Consider the following 16,348-nt stretch of genomic DNA (forward strand, 5'->3'; position numbering starts at 1 on the left):
TAACACACTGCTCAGCGTCAAAGCATAGTTAAGGCTCGGCGGTTTTGCCGTAACCGGATCGGGCCAATTGCTGCTGCAATGCCTGCTCCAGATCGAGCATGGCCTGGTTACTCGCTTCGCAGCGCTGACCGATATCATTGGCCGGCAACGCCTGGGTGCAGGCCTGTTCCAGCGCTTCGCAACATTCGATCAGGCGGGTGGCCTGGGCAATGCGTGCGGCGCCTTTGATTTTATGGGCGATCGCCGCCAGTGCCTGACGATCATGCAGGGGCGACAGCGCCAGCAGCTCCTGGCGGTCATCGCGACTGCTGTTGAGCAGTTCAACCAGTAATCGCTGCGCCTGGGCCGGGTTGCCACCGGTCAGCTGATTCAGCCCTTGCAGGTTGAATGCCGCGACGGCGGGCGTCGGCCTGACCTTGTTCAGCCATTGACTGAGCAGGCTCAGGCTCAAGGGTTTGAACAGACAGTCATTCATCCCCGCCTGCTTGCAGCGTTGCACTTCCTCGGGCTGCGCGTTGGCGGTGAATCCCAGTACGGTGCAGGGCGGGCGTTGGGTCTGGCGTTCATGGCGGCGGATGGCGCGGGTCAGTTCATAGCCATCCATCACCGGCATGTTGCAGTCGGCGATCACCAGTTCGAAACGGCCGGCCTTCCATTGCTCGAAACCGCTCTGACCCTCTTCGGCGAGGCTGAAGGAATGACCGAGGAATTCCAGTTGCTGGCACATCAGCAGACGGTTGGCCGGGTGATCGTCAACCACCAGCACATTGAGGGGCGTTGCGGACATCAGGATGGGCGGCTCTATCTTCTGTCTGCCGGTGTCGGCGGGGAAGGTTTCCAGAGGCAGGGAAATGCACACCTGAGTGCCAATCCCTTGCTGGCTGCTCAGGTGCAGTTGTCCCCCCATCATTTCGCACAGGCTGCGGCTGATCACCAGTCCCAGGCCGGCGCCGCCCCTGACCTGCGGCCGGCCGGTTCCGGCCTGGGCGAAGGGGGCGAACAAGCGTTGCTGGTCTTCGGCACCGATACCGATACCGCTGTCCTGAATGGCCAGTTGCAGAATCGAATGCGAGGGTTCTTCGGTGGTCATCAGGTCCACCATCACCCTTACGTGTCCACGGTCGGTGAACTTGATGGCGTTGCTGATCAGGTTGGACAGCACCTGCTTGAAACGTAGCGGATCCAGATGCACATCAACCTCCGGGTTGGCAGGGTTGCAGGTCAGCTGCAGCACGAGATTTTTCTGCCGGGCCAGGCCTTCGAAGATTTTCACCACCGAACTCACCGTATCCGTCAGGTTGACCCGCTCCGGACTCAGGCTCAGGCGCCCGGACTCGATCCGGGCGATGTCGAGAATGTCGCCAATCAGGCTCAGCAGATCCTTGGCCGACTGGTAGGCGGTTTCGATGGACGAGCGATCAGGGTGGCAGTGCTCCATGCGTTCGAGTGTCAGTTCGAGCATGCCGATGACAGCGTTCATCGGCGTACGGATTTCATGGCTCATGGTTGCCAGGAAGGTGCTCTTGGCGCGGTTGGCGTCATCCGCCTGTTCCTTGGCTGCGCGCAACTCGTCGAACAACTGGTGACGCTCGCTGATATCGATCCAGCCGCCGATGATTCCCTGCACCCGGGCGCTGGAGTCGCGGTAGGGCAGGATCCAGTGGTAGATGGTCAGGCGCCGGTTGCCGATGTGCAGGGGACGGTCGAGCACCAGCGGCTTGCCTTCGGCGATGACACGCTGGTAATCCGCCTGATAGACCTGCGCCTCGAATGCGTTGCTCAACGCACCCTGCATGACGCTTTTGCCGATGACATCTTCGCGCCTGGCGTTGAAGGTTCGCAGATAGCTGTCGTTGCAACTTTGCAGCAGGCCCTGGCGGTCCCGTACATAGATCGGATGGGGCGTGCCATTGACCAGCGAGCGCATGAATTCGTATTGATCGTTCAACGCCCGCTCGGCTTTCTGGCGTTGTCTGATCTGCCGGCGCATGTAGGCATTCCACGCCAGAGACAGCAGCAGGAGCAGACAGGCCACGCCGATCACCTGATAGAACAGGCGCTGGTAAACCCGCCAGGTGCTGGGCGATGCGCCGGAGTAACCGCGCCAATGACCGTTGATGATGCCCAGTTCCTCGGGGGTGATGCTGGAGAGGGCCTTGTCGATGATCGACCCCAACTCCTGATTGTCGCGGGATGTCGCCAGGGAAAAGGCTGCCTGCAGCGTGCCGATGGTGGTGGTGATCTGGAGAGGATGTTCGAAGATCCGCGATGAGATGAAATAGTTGGCGATCAGCAGCGAATTCACCGCGCCTTCGACCCGGCCCTCATCGAGCAGGGCCACCGCGCTGAAGGTGTCGGGGGTTTCGATCAACTGAATGCGCGGAAACTCGCGGCGCAGGTACTCGATCATCGGATTGCCCTGGGCGATCGCCAGGTGCTTGCCCTTGAGTTGCCCCAGGTGGGTCGGGCTGTCGGCGGATTTGCGGGTCAACAGGACGAACGAGTTTTCCAGGTACGGCCGACTGAAGTTGAGGATCTGCTCGCGCTGAGGCGTTGGCAGCAGGGCGGCGATCAGGTCGGCGCGATGGGTGTCGACCTGTTTGATCATTTCGATGTCGCTGCGGCTGCGACGGATATCGAAGCGCAGACCGGTGCGCAGGCGGATCAGTTCGAGCAGGTCCGCACTGATGCCACGGAAGTTGCCGTCGTTGTCGAAGAAGGTCAGCGGCGCGTACGACTCGTTGACCAGCACGCTGACGACCGGGTGTTCCTTGAGCCAGAGCTCCTCGCGGCGGGTCAGTTGCAGTTTCTGGTCGGTCAGCAATATGTCACTGCCGGCGCTCCAGCGCTTGGCGATGCTGACCCGTTCGCTGCCTGGCATCGCCGCGAGCATGGCATTGATGATGCCGAGCAACGGGGTGTTGTCGCGATGCACCGCGAAGCTGAATCCATGGGCTTCCTGCTTGCCGAAGTTGGCCATGCGGATGTTGTTCAGGTAGCCCTTGTTGATCATGTAGTGGGTGGAAATCGTATCGCCGAGGAACACATCGGCCTGATCGAACGCGACTGCGTTGATCGCATTCTGGTAGGACGGAAAGGAGGTGATGAGCGCTTTCGGGTACAGGGCCTTGATTTCCTCGAGCGGCAGGTAGTGATAGACCATGCTCAGTCGCAGGCCGGCCAGGCCTTCGCTCAGGGAACGGGTTTCGCCTTCGCGGGTGACCAGTACCGGCTGATCGATGGCGTAGGGCCGGGACAGCGTAAGCTCGGGGTTGCCAGCCTCATAGGCGTTGGCAGTACCGATCAGGTCGATATCCCCGTCGATCAGCGCCCGGATGGCGGCATCCCGCGAGGCATAGCGCGCGATCCTGACCGGCAGCTCGGTGGCCTGGCTCAGCAGACCCACATAATCGGCGGTGAACCCTTCGTAGTCGCGCCCGCTGGCGGTCATGTCAAAGGGCGGGTAATCCGGCGCGGACGTCCCGACGACCAGTTCCTTGCGAGTGTGCAGCCACTGCCGTTGCGAAGGTTCCAGCACCAGCGGTATCGATCCGCTTGCCGAGCGACTGAGCAGGGTGAAGTCCTGCGGATCCGTGGGGTTGGCGGACACAGGCCCGCTCAGGCAAAGCCCCGCGCACACTGCGATCAGATATTCCTTTAAACGGCTGGGCATGCGGGCTCTCACACGAGTGCGTTACGTTTGGCCATTTCGATAAGTTCTACCAGGGACTTCGCCTTGAGTTTCTGCATCAGGCGTTTTTTGTAAGTGCTGACGGTCTTGTTGCTGAGAAACATGCCTTTGGCAATTTCCTTGTTGGTGCGTCCCTGGGCGAAAAGTTGCAGGACCATCAATTCACGGTCGTTTACGGACTTGAACAGTTCAAGTTCGTTGTAGCGAATATCGTCACTGCGAACCGGATTCAATGCCTGACTCGGGAAATAGTTGTAACCGGAAAGTACGGCCTTGATTGCGCTGACCAGTTCGCTCAAGTCTTCCTGTTTGCACACATAGCCCGAAGCGCCGGATTGCATGCAGCGAATGCCGAACAGTGTCGGGCATTGAGCGGTCAGGACCAGGGTCTTGAACGGTGAACTCATGGCGTTGAAGCGGGCGAGGACTTCGAGGCCGTCCAGCTTGGGGATGCTGATATCGAGAATGATCAGGTCGGGCATGCATTCGCGGACCATCTGCATGGCGTCGACCCCGTTATCGGTTTCACCGACCACCTTGTAGCCCTCGTGTTCCAGCAACATTCGAACGGCAAGACGAATAACCGGATGATCGTCGACGATAAAAACGGAGTTCATAATCAAATCCCATGCAAGCGCGAATAAAGCGCGCACCTTAGCTCAGATAAATGAGCAGTCGCATGAGCGGACATGGCTCCAGCAGTGATCTAGGATTATTCCTACAAGAGAAAGAGAATGTGACTACAAGTAAACTAGGTGTGGCGTAAGGAGATAGGTTGTTTTTACCAAAAAAATAATATCGAAGTTGTTCTCGAATATTGATTGGTAAGCGGTTTTTCGGCTTTTATTTGCCGATGATTATTTATCTCGCGGTTGTTTAAGAGTGGAAGGCGCTGCAGCCCCGTTTCGGCTGTCGAGACCCCGCTGACCGGTGTTGGAGGTCACCGGTCAGCGGAGATTTCAGTGGCTTGAGCGTCCGGTCATTTCCAGGGCCATGTCGCTGGCGTAACTGTCGGTCATGCCGGCGATGAAGTCGATCATGCGCAGGAACGAGCCGTGCAATGAACCGTGGGGATCCGGCGCGTTGTTGCCGAGCAGATCCAGGATCCTGCGACTCTTGAACGACGGCGTCCGCCCGTTGTGCTGCTCCAGCGCGGCACCGCAAAAAGCGTTGAGCAGGATTTCCAGGGTCGTGTAGGCACCGATTTCGTGCAGGGTCTTGCGCTTGTCCTGAAAGATCTTCTTGCGCGCTATGTCCTTGGCATTCAGCACGCAACGCTTGGCCGGGCCGTGCATATGCTCGACCAGATCGCCATGAAGCGTGCCGGAGAGCAGCGCATCCTGTTGCTCGACAAAGGCCCGGGCGGCGGCGTTGGTCAGGTGTTCGATGGCCTTGCCACGCAGGATCGCCAGTTTGCGCCGACGCGAATCCTGGGGGCCGAGCTGGCGATAGGTTTCCGGCAGGTCATCGCCCACGAGGCCAAGCAGCAGCGACTCGACTTCCGGGTAGTCGAGCAGCTCCATTTCCAGACCGTCTTCCAGATCGATCAAGGCATAGCAGATGTCGTCCGCCGCCTCCATCAGATAGACCAGCGGATGACGCGCCCAGCGCTGTTCTTCGAGCTGTGGCAGGCCGAGTTTGTGGGCGATCTGCTCGAGCAGCGGCAATTCGCTCTGATAGCAGCCGAACTTGTGCTTTTTGTAGCCGAGGGAATCGGCGTGACGCGCCGTCCACGGGTACTTGAGATAGGTGCCAAGGGTGGCGTAGGTCAGGCGGGTGCCGCCATCGAACTGGTGATACTCCAGTTGGGTGAGCACCCGGAAACCTTGCGCATTGCCTTCGAAATTGAGGAAGTCACCGCGTTCGGCATCGCTCATCGCATCCAGCCAGCCGCGTCCGGCGGCCTGCTGAAACCAATGGCGAATCGCATCTTCGCCGGAATGCCCGAACGGCGGGTTGCCGATGTCATGGGCCAGACAGGCCGATTGCACCACCATGCCCAGATCACTTGGCTCGCACCACTCGGGCAAGGCGCCGCGCAGGGTTTCACCGACACGCATGCCCAGCGAGCGGCCGACGCAACTGACTTCCAGAGAATGGGTCAGGCGGGTATGGATGTGATCGTTGCTGGAAACCGGGTGGACCTGGGTCTTGCGTCCCAGGCGGCGGAATGCACCGGAGAAAATGATGCGGTCGTGGTCTTTGTGAAAAGGGCTGCGGCCGAGTTCTTGCGGGCTGTGCAGCGGCTTTCCGAGGCGTTCGCGGTTGAGCAGGGTTTGCCAATCCAAGGCTGATTCTCTCCGTCTGGTGACTGATGGCCTAGCTTCCCGGTTCGCACTCGCGTCTGCAAGCGCAACTACAACCCGGCGGCATCGATGTCGATCAGCAGCAGGCGTTCACCATTGTCGAAAAACTGTCCGGCGGTCAGGCAGTACTGGTTGCTGGTCGCGTCACGGTAGGTGCTGGACAGCGTCAGACGGCGTTCTTCCCAGCCTTCGGCCAGCAGGTGATAGAAGTAGGGGCGCCATGACCAGTTGTGTCCCAGGTAACGGTTATCGGCGCTCCACCCATTGTGTTGCCATTCGAGGTTGGGGGTCAGTTGGGTGCCATGGCGGTCGCACTGGTAAAAGCGCAGCAGCCAGGGAAACGCATCGAGTTGCGGCAACGCACTGAGCGGTGCGCGGGCCTGAGCCCAGGCTTGCAGGATCGCCATGAGTTCGCCGAGCTGCTGGCGCATCCGCATCAAGCGCCCGCGTTCTGCGAGTTTCTGCGCAACGTAGCGCTGGCGCAGTGCGGCGAACGACTGGACGAAGGCGTCAGGCGCGAAAAACGCTTCCTGCGCCCGGGCAAACAGAAAGCCCTGGACGTAGCGCGATCCACATTCCAGGGCAAAGTTGAGCTGGGCCTCGGTTTCCACCCCTTCGGCAATGATCCAGCAACCGGTTTTCTCGGCCATTTGCGCCAGCGCCTTGACCACATCGCTGCTCGGCCCGCCGCGTGCGGCCTCCTGGAAAAGGCGCATGTCGAGTTTGAGGATGTCCGGTTGCAAGGCCAGCACGCGATCCAGTTGCGAATAGCCGGCTCCAAAATCATCGATGGCGATTCGTGCGCCGACCTCGCGGTAGCGCGCCACGACCTCGTTGAGGCGCTGACTGTTGCCGCCCAGTTCGGTGATCTCGAAGACAATGCGTCGGGGATCGATACCGTGGCGGGCGAGCTGCTTGAGACTGGGCAATGGTTGATCGGCGCGCAAACGACTGATCCAGCGCGGCGACATGTTCAGGCTGAGGAACCAGTCGGTCGGAGCTTCATGCAGTCGACTCAGGGCGTTGTCGCGTATCTGCCGGTCGAGGCGACGCAGGGCGATCGCGGGTGTACGCGGGTCGGCGAACAGCGGCCCGACCGAGGCCAGTTGACCGTCGGCCTGGCGCAGGCGACCCAGTGCTTCGACGCCTGCAATACGTCCTGTCGCGGTATCGATGAACGGCTGAAAGCAGGCGAGCGGTTGCCCGTCGATCACGGGGCCTCCTAAAAAGTCTTGTTGTTCTGGTGGATGCTTGCCGACCGGATAGGCGAGCGGGATTGAACCTCTGGATAAAGAGATTCAATCCCGCCGCTATTGCAAGAATGCAGCCAGATGCGCGACGTCAGCGTTTGCCCGAGTTCTGCATGACCAGTTTGATCAACGGGCCGAGCGTGGTGCCCAGGCGGATCAACCGGGTGAGGCCGCCGATACCGCCGCTCTTCGCACCCTTGCCGGTGAGAAAACCCAGCAGCGTCACGGCGGCCACGCCCCACAACGGCGCGTGCTTGATGCCGAAACCTTCGTGCAGGTTCTGACTCATGCCACGGATTCGCTGCAAGGGTTGCAGGACCTGGCCGGTCTCATGGCGGATTTCCTGACGGTGCATTTCCATGCGCAAGCGGATCAGTGCCTTGCGCATTTCCTGGCGTGAACTGTTGTGCGGAAGTTCTGGCAGGCTCATGGCAGCAGGCGCTCCCGGTCGTTGGCCAACTCTTCCAAAGTACCGTGGAAGGGCGAGGATTCATCGAAAACCGCAGCCTTGAGCCGCAGACCGCAGAAGATGGCCGCCAGGGTATAGAACACGCACAGCCCGATGATCGCCGGCAGGCGATAGAGGTCCCAGAACACAATCAGCACCAGTGCTGACAGACCGACCAGCAACAACAGCGCAAATACCAAGGCCAGGCCGGCGAACAGCAACAGGCTGACGGTACGGGCTTTCTGCTCCTGCAGTTCGATGCCGAACAATTCGACGTGACTGTGCAACAAGCCAAGGACGGCGGCGCCCAGGCGCCGGGTGGAGGAGCTGGTGCCCGATGCCGGGCCGGATTCACCGATCGACATAATCAGCGCCGTGTGGCCAGCAGGCCAATCAGAAAGCCCACGCCTGCGGCGATGCCGACCGATTGCCACGGGTTGGCCGACACATAGTCTTCGGTGGCGGCAACCGCTGCCTGGCCGCGATCACGCAGGGTGTCTTCGGTCAGCTTCAGGGTTTCCCGGGCGCGCAGCAGGCTTTCGTGGATCTGCTCACGCAACTCATCGGCCTGATCGCCCGCCAAGGTGGCGGTGTGCTCGAGCAACCGTTCGGTATCGGCCACCAGCGTCTGAAAGTCTTCCATCAGAATGTCTTGAGCGGTCTGTGCCTTGGTTCTGGCCATGGGTGGATCTCCGTAAGTGGCTTTCTGAAGCGTTCGAGTATGAGCCTTGCGCGAAGGTTCAGTGCAAATGACTGGTACAACTTTTGCTGTGTCGTGGTGCATCGACCGGCCACTGTGCGCCGTTGCCGGGCGTGCAACCGGGAAAACTTTATCCGGTTAATGATGGAACGTGTCAGGACATCGACCTTGTGCGCCAAAGCGGTTCGCCGGACTGCCGGATCGGGAACCGTACAGTCGCAACTTGGTGCATGAAATGTCCGCATGAACCGCTTTGGTGCCTTTTTCAGCCTTGGGTCTGCCTCCTTATGGAAAATCTGCAAAGCGCTGTGGACACGCTGGTTCACAGCTCTAATACGTTGTTCATCCTGATTGGCGCGGTGATGGTACTGGCGATGCACGCCGGATTCGCGTTTCTGGAAGTCGGCACGGTTCGCCAGAAGAACCAGGTCAACGCCCTGTCGAAGATTCTCAGCGATTTCGCTGTCTCCACGCTGGCCTACTTCTTTATAGGCTATTGGATTTCCTACGGGGTGACCTTCCTGCAACCGGCGGCCGTACTCAGTGCCGATCACGGCTACGGGCTGGTGAAGTTTTTCTTCCTGCTGACCTTTGCGGCGGCGATTCCGGCGATCATTTCCGGAGGTATCGCCGAGCGGGCGCGGTTCGTGCCGCAACTGTGCGCGACAGCATTGATCGTCGCGTTCATCTATCCGTTCTTCGAAGGCATGATCTGGAATGGCAACTACGGATTGCAAGCCTGGTTGACGGCGCAATTCGGTGCCGCGTTCCATGATTTCGCCGGTTCCGTGGTGGTGCATGCCATGGGCGGCTGGCTGGCGCTGGCGGCCGTGCTGTTGCTGGGGCCGCGCAACGGACGCTATCGCGAGGGGCGGCTGGTGGCTTTCGCGCCGTCGAGCATTCCGTTTCTGGCGCTCGGCTCGTGGATCCTGATTGTCGGCTGGTTCGGCTTCAACGTGATGAGCGCGCAGACCCTGCAAGGGGTTAGTGGCCTGGTGGCGGTCAATTCGCTGATGGCGATGGTCGGCGGAACGATGGCGGCGTTGCTGGTCGGGCGCAATGACCCGGGGTTCCTGCATAACGGCCCGCTGGCCGGACTGGTCGCGGTGTGTGCCGGTTCCGACCTCATGCACCCGGTGGGCGCACTGGTGACCGGTGCGATTGCCGGTGCGCTGTTTGTCTGGTGCTTCACCGCCGCGCAAGTCAAATGGCGGATCGACGATGTGCTGGGCGTGTGGCCGCTGCATGGCTTGTGTGGCGTCTGGGGCGGGATCGCCTGCGGGATCTTCGGGCAGACCGCGTTGGGTGGCCTGGGCGGTGTGAGCCTGGTCAGTCAACTGATCGGCACAGCGCTGGGCGTGGTCGTGGCGCTGGTCGGCGGCTTTGCCGTTTACGGGCTGATCAAGGCACTGCACGGGCTGCGCCTGAGCCAGGAACAAGAGTATTACGGCGCCGATCTGTCGCTGCACAAGATCGGCGCGGTGAGTCAGGACTAAGTCTCTTCATCTTCGGCACCGGGGTAAAAACCGTGCAGCAGGCGATAGCGATCCATACGTATCTGATCGACTCTTGCCTGCACCTTGTGTGCCGGCAACCCGAGCATGATCAAGGCGTGTGAGCCGAGCATCAGGCTTGACTCCAGCAGCTCCGGCACCACTTCCGTGGCGCCGGCGGCTTTCAGCTCAGCCAACTGACTGTCATCGCGGGTGCGCACCAGAATGGGCACGGTGGCGTTAAGGCGTCGCGCCTCCTTGAGTACGCGCAAGGCAACATCGCTCTGATCCACGGCAATCACCACCAGCCTGGCGCGCAGCAGGCCCACGGCGGTGAGCAAGTCGCCCCGTGTGGAGTCGCCGTAATGCACATCGCGTTCGCGGGCGGCTGCTTCCTGAATTCGCACGGGATCGTTATCCAGTGCGATGTAGGGTTGTCCGGCGTTGTGCATGAAGCGCCCGATCGACTGGCCGACGCGGCCGTAACCGCAGATCACCACATGCTGATCGAACCCGGCGTTCAGCGCGCTGATCTGTTCGATCTGCGCCTCTTGATTGGGTTTTCGGTGCAGGCCGGCAGCGATTCGCGGGGCCGCGCGCAGCAGTAGCGGCGTCAGCAGCATCGAACAGAACGTCGCCGCCAACAGCAGGGCACCGAGTCCGGCCGGGAGCATCTGGTTCTGCTGCATCTGCGCCATCAGGGCGAAACAGAATTCGCCGCCCTGGGCCAGGGCCAGACCGCTGCGCCAGGCGGTTTCACTGTCGCTGCCGCGCCAATTGACCAGCACCGCCACCACGCAGCCCTTGATCAGCAGCAAACCCAGTGTCAGGCCGAGGATCGCCAGGCTGTGGCTGAAAAACAGTTGCAGGTCGATCAGCATGCCGATGCTAACGAAAAACAGGCCGAGCAGGATGTCGCGAAACGGCCGGATATCCGCCTCGATCTGATGCCGATAGTGGCTTTCCCCCAACAGCATGCCCGCGAGAAAGGCCCCCAGGGCAGGGGACAGGCCCAGCAGGTGTGTGAGCCAGGCGGTCAGCAGAACGATCACCAGTGCCAGCAGGACGAATAGCTCCGCCGAGCGCGAGGCGGCGACTTCGTGAAACAGTCGCGGCAGCAACCATCGGCTGGCCAGCAGCAGGCCGAGGAACAGCGCCACGGTTTTGCCCAGGGTCAGCGGCAGCGCCAGATACCATGCCTGATCGCTGCTGCCGGCGAACACCGGGACCAGCGTCAGCAACAGCACCGCCACCACGTCCTGAAACAGCAGCACGCCCACGGCATTCTGGCCGTGGCTGCTGAATACTTCGCCGAGGCTGCTCAGTTCCTTGGTGACAATTGCCGTGGATGACAATGACAGGCCAGCCCCCAACAACAGCGCGGCCGTGACCGGCATGCCCAGCAGCATCAGCACCCCGCCCAGCAATAGTGCGCTGACCAGCACTTGCTGGCTGCCCAGACGGAACACCACTTTTCGCAGGGCGATCATTTTCGACAGGGAGAATTCCAGCCCCAGGGAAAACAGCAGAAAGACCACGCCCAACTCGGCGATGTCCGGCAAGTGTTCGCTCTCGTTGACCCAGTCGAACGCCTTGGGTCCGACCATCAATCCCACGCACAGATACCCTAGCACCGGCGGCAGACGCAGGCGGCGGAACAGGGCAATCATCAGCAGGGACGAAGCGAGAATGATCAACAGGTTGGCAAACACGAAAACTCCGAAGACAGGTCTGGCTACTCAAGCGTAGAGGCAAAAAACAACGAAGCATCGCGCAAAGCGGATTTTTCGCGACTGATGTGCATCAGCGTTTTGCCGGAAAGTGCGACTGAGGTTCGGAGACCTTCCGGTCGGGGCGGCTCGACGGGTTTTCGGAGCGGGCCTAGAATAGGCGTTCAATTTTTTCGGTTGAGCGCACATGCTTCCTGAATGTCAGCTGTTCGGCACCCTGGGGTGTCATCTGTGTGAAGTCGCTGAAGCCATGTTGATGGAGTTCGTCGAGCACGGGCTGCTGGTGGAGTTGGTGGACATCGCTGACGATGAATCCTGGTTCGAGGCCTACAGTTTGCGGATTCCGGTGCTGCGCCGGATCGACACCGGCGCGGAAATCGGCTGGCCATTCAGTGCCGATCAGGTGGTGGCGTTCCTGCGTTAAGCGTTCCTCTGACAGCGCACAGGCGTTGCGTCTGTCGCCCGTTTGATCCTTCCCTTGGCACCTTTCGGATTATTCGGTTACTGTATGCGCATACAGTAATCGGGTTGGCCTGCCTTGCCATGCTTTTGGTGACTGGCTCCTTGGTCAAGGAGTCGGCAGGTGAGCCCGGATGTCAGAGGGATGCACCGTGGTCAATGTCCAACAGTTGAAGAACAGCGTAAACCGGATGTCGGTTGACGTGGTGCGCGAGGCCGTCCTCGAGCTGCGCCTGGACGGACTGGTGACAGAGGGCAAGACGCCATTCAACAAGCTGCATTTCAACACCTGTTTCGCTGAAATCGAGGCGTTGTTCCAGCGCGCCGGTTATCACAAACAACTCGATGTCGTCGGCTATCAGGGCCTGCTCTATGCCTTGTATGACCCGGGACGCTGGGAAGCCGTCGAGGTGCTGCGCTGGCTCAAGGAGTTTACCGAGGCAGCGCAGAGATCATCGGTTCCGGCCTGATGCGGATTCCGGGCTAGGTTCGTTTCGTTCCCTGTTGGATAATGCCGGCCTGCATTGAGGGTTCGAGTTTCGTATGTCCACATCAACGTTTTCTGCCGCACAGAATCAGGCCAGCACGCTTCATCTGCCTCCCGGCTCCTGGGTAACCGTACTCGATTGCCTGTGTGCGCATTTCAGTGCAATCAGCCGCGAGCAATGGCTCGACCGGATCGCCCGAGGACGAGTCCTGGACAGCGACGGGCAGCCGATTGCAGTGGATCTGCCGTACAGGGAAGGCCTGCGCATCCACTACTTCCGCGAAGTGCCGGATGAAAAGCCGATTCCGGTCATCGAGTCGATCCTCTATGCGGACGATCATCTGGTGGTGGCGGACAAGCCGCACTTTCTACCCGTGATCCCGGCGGGCGAGTACGTGGAGCAGACTTTGCTGCGCCGCTTGATCCGCCGCCTGGAGAACCCCAATCTGGTGCCGTTGCACCGTATCGACCGGCACACGGCGGGGCTGGTGATCTTTTCGGCGAATCCGCAAAGCCGCTCTGCGTATCAGTCGTTGTTCCCGAAACGGCAGATTGAAAAACGCTACGAAGCCATTGCCGGCGCCTTGCCGGGGCTGGATTTTCCTCTGCTGCACAAAAGCCGTCTGGTGGACGGCGAACCGTTTTTCCGCATGCAGGAAGTACCGGGTGTGAGCAATACCGAAACCCGCGTGGAGGTTCGGGAAAAAAACGGCGAACTCTGGCGCTATGGCCTGTATCCGGTGACCGGCAAGAGGCATCAGTTGCGGGTACATATGACGGCGTTAGGAGCGAGCATCTGCAATGATCCGTTCTACCCGGAAGTCTTGAAGGGCATCGAGGACGATTACACCAGGCCGCTCAAACTGCTGGCGCAGGGTTTGCGATTCATCGATCCGGTTACGGGGGAGCAGCGCGAATTTGAAAGCCGGATCACGCTGGATTGGTGATTATCGGATTCCCCGCGTTTCTATCTCCCACGAAAAAGCCCGCATGATGCGGGCTTTTTCTGTATCAGGTGCGTCGTAAAAAGCTTACAGCTCTTTAACGGTGCGAATCTGATCCTTGTTGATGCGAGTGCGCTTGCCGTCGAGTTGCTGGAACTCGTAGAAACCGGAGTCTTCATCGTATTTAGGCGTATCGACGGCCTGGATTTCGCGACCGTCATTCAAGGTGATCACTGACGGCGAAGCGCAACCGGCGAGGGTAGCGAGGCCCAGTGCGAGCATGAAAGTGGCGAGGGTCCGTTGAGTCATGAGTGTGTCTCCGAAGGGATAATCTTTTGGTTACTGAGCTTGAGACGTATACAAGGCGTGCAAGTTCCTTGAGTGCTGTCAGTCTGACACAGTGTTGTGCGAGCTTAACAGTTCCGGGGTGTTGAGATTGGCCAGGCGCGGGTCGTTGTCAGGACATTCCAGGGCAGCCGCGCCGAGACTGCGCATGATGCGGCCGGGGCTGCGTTCACCGCTGTTCCAGGCCTCTTCGAACGCGGGCAGGAGTACCAGCGGAATCACGCATAACAGCGGCTCCCAGTGCTGGTCATGACGCAACATTAAAGGTTTTTCAGGTTGACGACTGGCGGCTTCGCGCATGCTTTCCAGCAGGGCGGCGTCGATTCGTGGCACATCGCAGGGCAGGACCAGCAAGTGTGAATGACGTGCGGCTCTCAGGCCGGCGAGGATCCCCGCCAAGGGGCCAGGAAAGTCGCCTTCGTGATCCGACACCAATTGGTCGGCGAAGGGCGCGTAACGATCGAAATTGCGGTTGCAGGAAATGATCAGGTCGTCGGTGAACGGGCGCACCTGGCGTTGCACATGGGCAATCAGTGGCTCGCCCAACCACTCCACGAACCCCTTGTCCTGGCCACCCATGCGTTGGCCGCGCCCTCCGGCCAGGAGCAGAATGGAGCCGGGAGGCAATTGTGTCGTGGTCATTTCAGCTCTCCGTTCGGGCGGCGAAAAAATGGGGCGCTGTGATATAACACCGGGCTGTTTCTCCTACAACTGGACGAGCCTATGAAAGCCAAGGCTGATGTACCTTTCGTGCCGCTCAATATTGCGGTGCTGACTGTAAGCGACACCCGCACCCTGGAAACCGATACCTCGGGCCAGGTCTTCGTCGACCGTCTGACCGCTGCCGGCCATAACCTGGCCGAACGGGTGATGCTCAAAGATGACCTGTACAAAATCCGTGCGCAAGTCGCCACCTGGATTGCCGAAGACGTGGTGCAAGTCGTGCTGATCACCGGCGGCACCGGCTTCACAGGCCGCGACAGTACGCCGGAAGCGGTCGCCTGCCTGCTCGATAAACAGGTGGATGGCTTCGGCGAGCTGTTCCGGCAGATCTCGGTGGCCGATATCGGTACCTCCACCGTGCAGTCCCGGGCGCTGGCCGGCCTGGCCAATGGCACGCTGGTCTGCTGCCTGCCGGGGTCAACCAATGCGGTGCGCACCGGTTGGGACGGCATCTTGGCCGAGCAGCTGGATTCGCGGCACCGTCCGTGCAATTTCGTTCCTCATCTGAAACAGGCGGCGCCTTGTGAATCCCGTGGGTAAGCCTGGCAAGACCGGCAGCCTGATGCCGGTCGAAACGGCCCTCGCCAGATTGCTGGAAATGGCTGACGCATCGAGGATCGTCGAGCGTGAGCGGTTGCCGCTGGCGAAGGTTCAGGGCCGGGTACTGGCCGAGGATCTGGTTGCGACGCTGGATCTTCCGCCCTGGCCCAACAGCGCGATGGACGGGTATGCCCTGGCTCTGGCGGACTGGAAGGGCGAACCGTTGCCGGTCAGCCAGAAGGTTTTCGCCGGTCAATTCCCCGAGCCATTGCAGCCCGGTACATGTGCGCGGATCTTCACGGGTGCGCCGGTGCCCCAGGGGGCCGATTGTGTCGAGATGCAGGAAAACGCCGAGGTACAGGGCGATGAACGCGTGCGTTTCATCGAACCCATGAAGGCAGGGCAGAACATCAGGCCCCAGGGCCAGGAAACCACGAAGGGGGAACTGATCCTGACGGCGGGAACCCGGCTCGGCCCGATCGAGCAAGGGTTGGCGGCGTCCTTGGGACGCGCGGAGCTGGACGTGGTACGCAAGGTGCGCGTCGCGGTGTTGTCGACGGGCGACGAGCTGGTGGAACCGGGTCAGGATCTGGGACCCGGACAGATCTACAACAGCAACCGCGTGCTGTTGTGCAGCTGGTTGCAGCGCCTGGGTTGCGAAGTGATCGATGCCGGCATTCTCCCGGATGATCTGCCGAGCACTCGCGAGCGTCTCGGCCAGTTGCAGGACGTCGATCTGATACTTTCCACGGGTGGTGTCTCGGTAGGGGAGGCGGATTTCCTTGGGATCGCTTTGCGCGAAGAGGGTGAACTGGCGCTGTGGAAGCTGGCCATCAAACCCGGAAAACCGCTGACGTTTGGGCATTTTCGCAATGTGCCGGTGATCGGTTTGCCGGGTAACCCGGCGTCGACGCTGGTCACCTTCGCCTTGCTGGCGCGGCCTTATCTGTTGCGGCGTCAGGGGGGGCAGGATGTCGAACCGCTGAAATTCCCGGTGCCGGCAGGCTTTGACTGGCCTGTGGCCGGCAACCGCCGCGAGTATCTGCGCGGGCGCCTGGAGCAGGGGCGGGCCACTGTCTATCGCAATCAAAGCTCTGGCGTCCTGCGCAGTGCCGCGTGGGCCGATGGGCTGGTGGAGGTGCTGGAAGGGCGTACGCTGACCAACGGCGACGAGGTGAATTTCATACCCTTGAGCGACCTCCTGGGCTGAGAGGGTGTGCAAGTGCAGGCTC

16 protein-coding genes are annotated in these 16,348 nt (G+C 60.6%); 6 read left to right on the plus strand and 10 right to left on the minus strand.

Annotated elements, in window-relative coordinates; genetic code table 11:
* Positions 1-28 precede the first annotated feature (28 nt).
* From N8H74_RS13325 to N8H74_RS13355, 7 genes are all read right to left on the minus strand, one after another.
* Entirely contained in the window at positions 29-3,673 is a 3,645-nt protein-coding gene (locus tag N8H74_RS13325) for a transporter substrate-binding domain-containing protein (protein ID WP_262148069.1), read from the minus strand.
* A gap of 8 nt (positions 3,674-3,681) precedes the next feature.
* On the minus strand, positions 3,682-4,308 hold the full coding sequence (locus N8H74_RS13330) for a response regulator transcription factor (RefSeq protein ID WP_217830812.1): 627 nt from the start codon (positions 4,306-4,308) through the stop codon (positions 3,682-3,684).
* A 342-nt stretch (positions 4,309-4,650) separates the two neighbouring features.
* Entirely contained in the window at positions 4,651-5,979 is a 1,329-nt protein-coding gene (locus N8H74_RS13335; RefSeq protein ID WP_217830813.1) for a deoxyguanosinetriphosphate triphosphohydrolase, read from the minus strand.
* A 68-nt stretch (positions 5,980-6,047) separates the two neighbouring features.
* Entirely contained in the window at positions 6,048-7,211 is a 1,164-nt protein-coding gene (locus N8H74_RS13340) for an EAL domain-containing protein (protein WP_262148072.1), read from the minus strand.
* A gap of 127 nt (positions 7,212-7,338) precedes the next feature.
* A complete protein-coding gene (locus tag N8H74_RS13345) occupies positions 7,339-7,677 on the minus strand; it encodes a hypothetical protein (protein WP_217830815.1) in 339 nt (112 codons plus the stop codon).
* A complete protein-coding gene (locus N8H74_RS13350) occupies positions 7,674-8,060 on the minus strand; it encodes a phage holin family protein (protein ID WP_217830816.1) in 387 nt (128 codons plus the stop codon). Before N8H74_RS13350 ends, N8H74_RS13345 begins: the two co-directional genes overlap by 4 nt.
* Positions 8,061-8,062: 2 nt before the next feature.
* Positions 8,063-8,377, minus strand: a complete 315-nt coding sequence (locus N8H74_RS13355) for a DUF883 family protein (RefSeq protein WP_217830817.1) — start codon at positions 8,375-8,377, stop codon at positions 8,063-8,065.
* A gap of 305 nt (positions 8,378-8,682) precedes the next feature.
* On the opposite strand from N8H74_RS13355, the gene N8H74_RS13360 reads away from it, so the two are divergent.
* Positions 8,683-9,891 carry an ammonium transporter gene (locus tag N8H74_RS13360; protein WP_217830818.1) on the plus strand — a complete coding sequence of 403 codons (1,209 nt, stop codon included), beginning with the start codon at positions 8,683-8,685 and terminating at the stop codon, positions 9,889-9,891.
* On the opposite strand, the gene N8H74_RS13365 is transcribed toward N8H74_RS13360, so the two are convergent.
* Positions 9,888-11,600: a monovalent cation:proton antiporter-2 (CPA2) family protein gene (locus tag N8H74_RS13365; protein WP_262148075.1), complete on the minus strand. Its 1,713-nt coding sequence runs from the start codon at positions 11,598-11,600 to the stop codon at positions 9,888-9,890. The genes N8H74_RS13360 and N8H74_RS13365 overlap by 4 nt on opposite strands.
* A gap of 205 nt (positions 11,601-11,805) precedes the next feature.
* On the opposite strand from N8H74_RS13365, the gene N8H74_RS13370 reads away from it, so the two are divergent.
* The 3 genes from N8H74_RS13370 to N8H74_RS13380 all read left to right on the plus strand — a co-directional run bounded on the left by N8H74_RS13370 (position 11,806) and on the right by N8H74_RS13380 (position 13,511).
* Positions 11,806-12,042 (plus strand): glutaredoxin family protein, encoded by a 237-nt coding sequence (locus N8H74_RS13370; RefSeq protein WP_217830820.1) that lies wholly within the window; start codon positions 11,806-11,808, stop codon positions 12,040-12,042.
* A gap of 187 nt (positions 12,043-12,229) precedes the next feature.
* Positions 12,230-12,547: a transcriptional regulator gene (locus N8H74_RS13375; RefSeq protein ID WP_217830888.1), complete on the plus strand. Its 318-nt coding sequence runs from the start codon at positions 12,230-12,232 to the stop codon at positions 12,545-12,547.
* Positions 12,548-12,620: 73 nt separating this feature from the next.
* A complete protein-coding gene (locus N8H74_RS13380; protein ID WP_262148077.1) occupies positions 12,621-13,511 on the plus strand; it encodes a pseudouridine synthase in 891 nt (296 codons plus the stop codon).
* An 84-nt stretch (positions 13,512-13,595) separates the two neighbouring features.
* Here N8H74_RS13380 and N8H74_RS13385 read toward each other — a convergent pair whose 3' ends face one another.
* The gene (locus N8H74_RS13385; RefSeq protein ID WP_217830822.1) at positions 13,596-13,817 is read right to left on the minus strand and encodes a YgdI/YgdR family lipoprotein; all 222 of its coding nucleotides are present in this window, start codon (positions 13,815-13,817) and stop codon (positions 13,596-13,598) included.
* Positions 13,818-13,895: 78 nt separating this feature from the next.
* Positions 13,896-14,495, minus strand: coding sequence for a molybdenum cofactor guanylyltransferase MobA (mobA, locus tag N8H74_RS13390; protein ID WP_262148079.1), 600 nt, complete (start codon positions 14,493-14,495; stop codon positions 13,896-13,898).
* An 81-nt stretch (positions 14,496-14,576) separates the two neighbouring features.
* Here mobA and moaB point away from each other — a divergent pair, with 81 nt between their 5' ends.
* Entirely contained in the window at positions 14,577-15,116 is a 540-nt protein-coding gene (moaB, locus tag N8H74_RS13395) for a molybdenum cofactor biosynthesis protein B (RefSeq protein ID WP_262148081.1), read from the plus strand.
* Entirely contained in the window at positions 15,100-16,326 is a 1,227-nt protein-coding gene (gene glp / locus N8H74_RS13400) for a gephyrin-like molybdotransferase Glp (RefSeq protein ID WP_262148083.1), read from the plus strand. The genes moaB and glp overlap by 17 nt, the downstream gene beginning before the upstream one ends.
* The last annotated feature ends 22 nt before the right edge of the window (positions 16,327-16,348 follow it).

The sequence above is a fragment of the Pseudomonas sp. B2M1-30 genome, from assembly GCF_025447575.1.
In the GTDB taxonomy this organism is placed as follows: domain Bacteria; phylum Pseudomonadota; class Gammaproteobacteria; order Pseudomonadales; family Pseudomonadaceae; genus Aquipseudomonas; species Aquipseudomonas botevensis.

Bases quoted from the DNA above. Each gene is read 5' to 3' on its own strand.
- N8H74_RS13325 (WP_262148069.1), bottom strand. From the start codon at position 3,673: ATGCCCAGCCGTTTAAAGGAATATCTGATCGCAGTGTGCGCGGGGCTT.
- N8H74_RS13330 (WP_217830812.1), bottom strand. From the start codon at position 4,308: ATGAACTCCGTTTTTATCGTCGACGATCATCCGGTTATTCGTCTTGCC.
- N8H74_RS13345 (WP_217830815.1), bottom strand. From the start codon at position 7,677: ATGAGCCTGCCAGAACTTCCGCACAACAGTTCACGCCAGGAAATGCGC.
- N8H74_RS13350 (WP_217830816.1), bottom strand. From the start codon at position 8,060: ATGTCGATCGGTGAATCCGGCCCGGCATCGGGCACCAGCTCCTCCACC.
- N8H74_RS13355 (WP_217830817.1), bottom strand. From the start codon at position 8,377: ATGGCCAGAACCAAGGCACAGACCGCTCAAGACATTCTGATGGAAGAC.
- N8H74_RS13360 (WP_217830818.1), top strand. From the start codon at position 8,683: ATGGAAAATCTGCAAAGCGCTGTGGACACGCTGGTTCACAGCTCTAAT.
- N8H74_RS13370 (WP_217830820.1), top strand. From the start codon at position 11,806: ATGCTTCCTGAATGTCAGCTGTTCGGCACCCTGGGGTGTCATCTGTGT.
- N8H74_RS13380 (WP_262148077.1), top strand. From the start codon at position 12,621: ATGTCCACATCAACGTTTTCTGCCGCACAGAATCAGGCCAGCACGCTT.
- N8H74_RS13385 (WP_217830822.1), bottom strand. From the start codon at position 13,817: ATGACTCAACGGACCCTCGCCACTTTCATGCTCGCACTGGGCCTCGCT.
- mobA (WP_262148079.1), bottom strand. From the start codon at position 14,495: ATGACCACGACACAATTGCCTCCCGGCTCCATTCTGCTCCTGGCCGGA.
- moaB (WP_262148081.1), top strand. From the start codon at position 14,577: ATGAAAGCCAAGGCTGATGTACCTTTCGTGCCGCTCAATATTGCGGTG.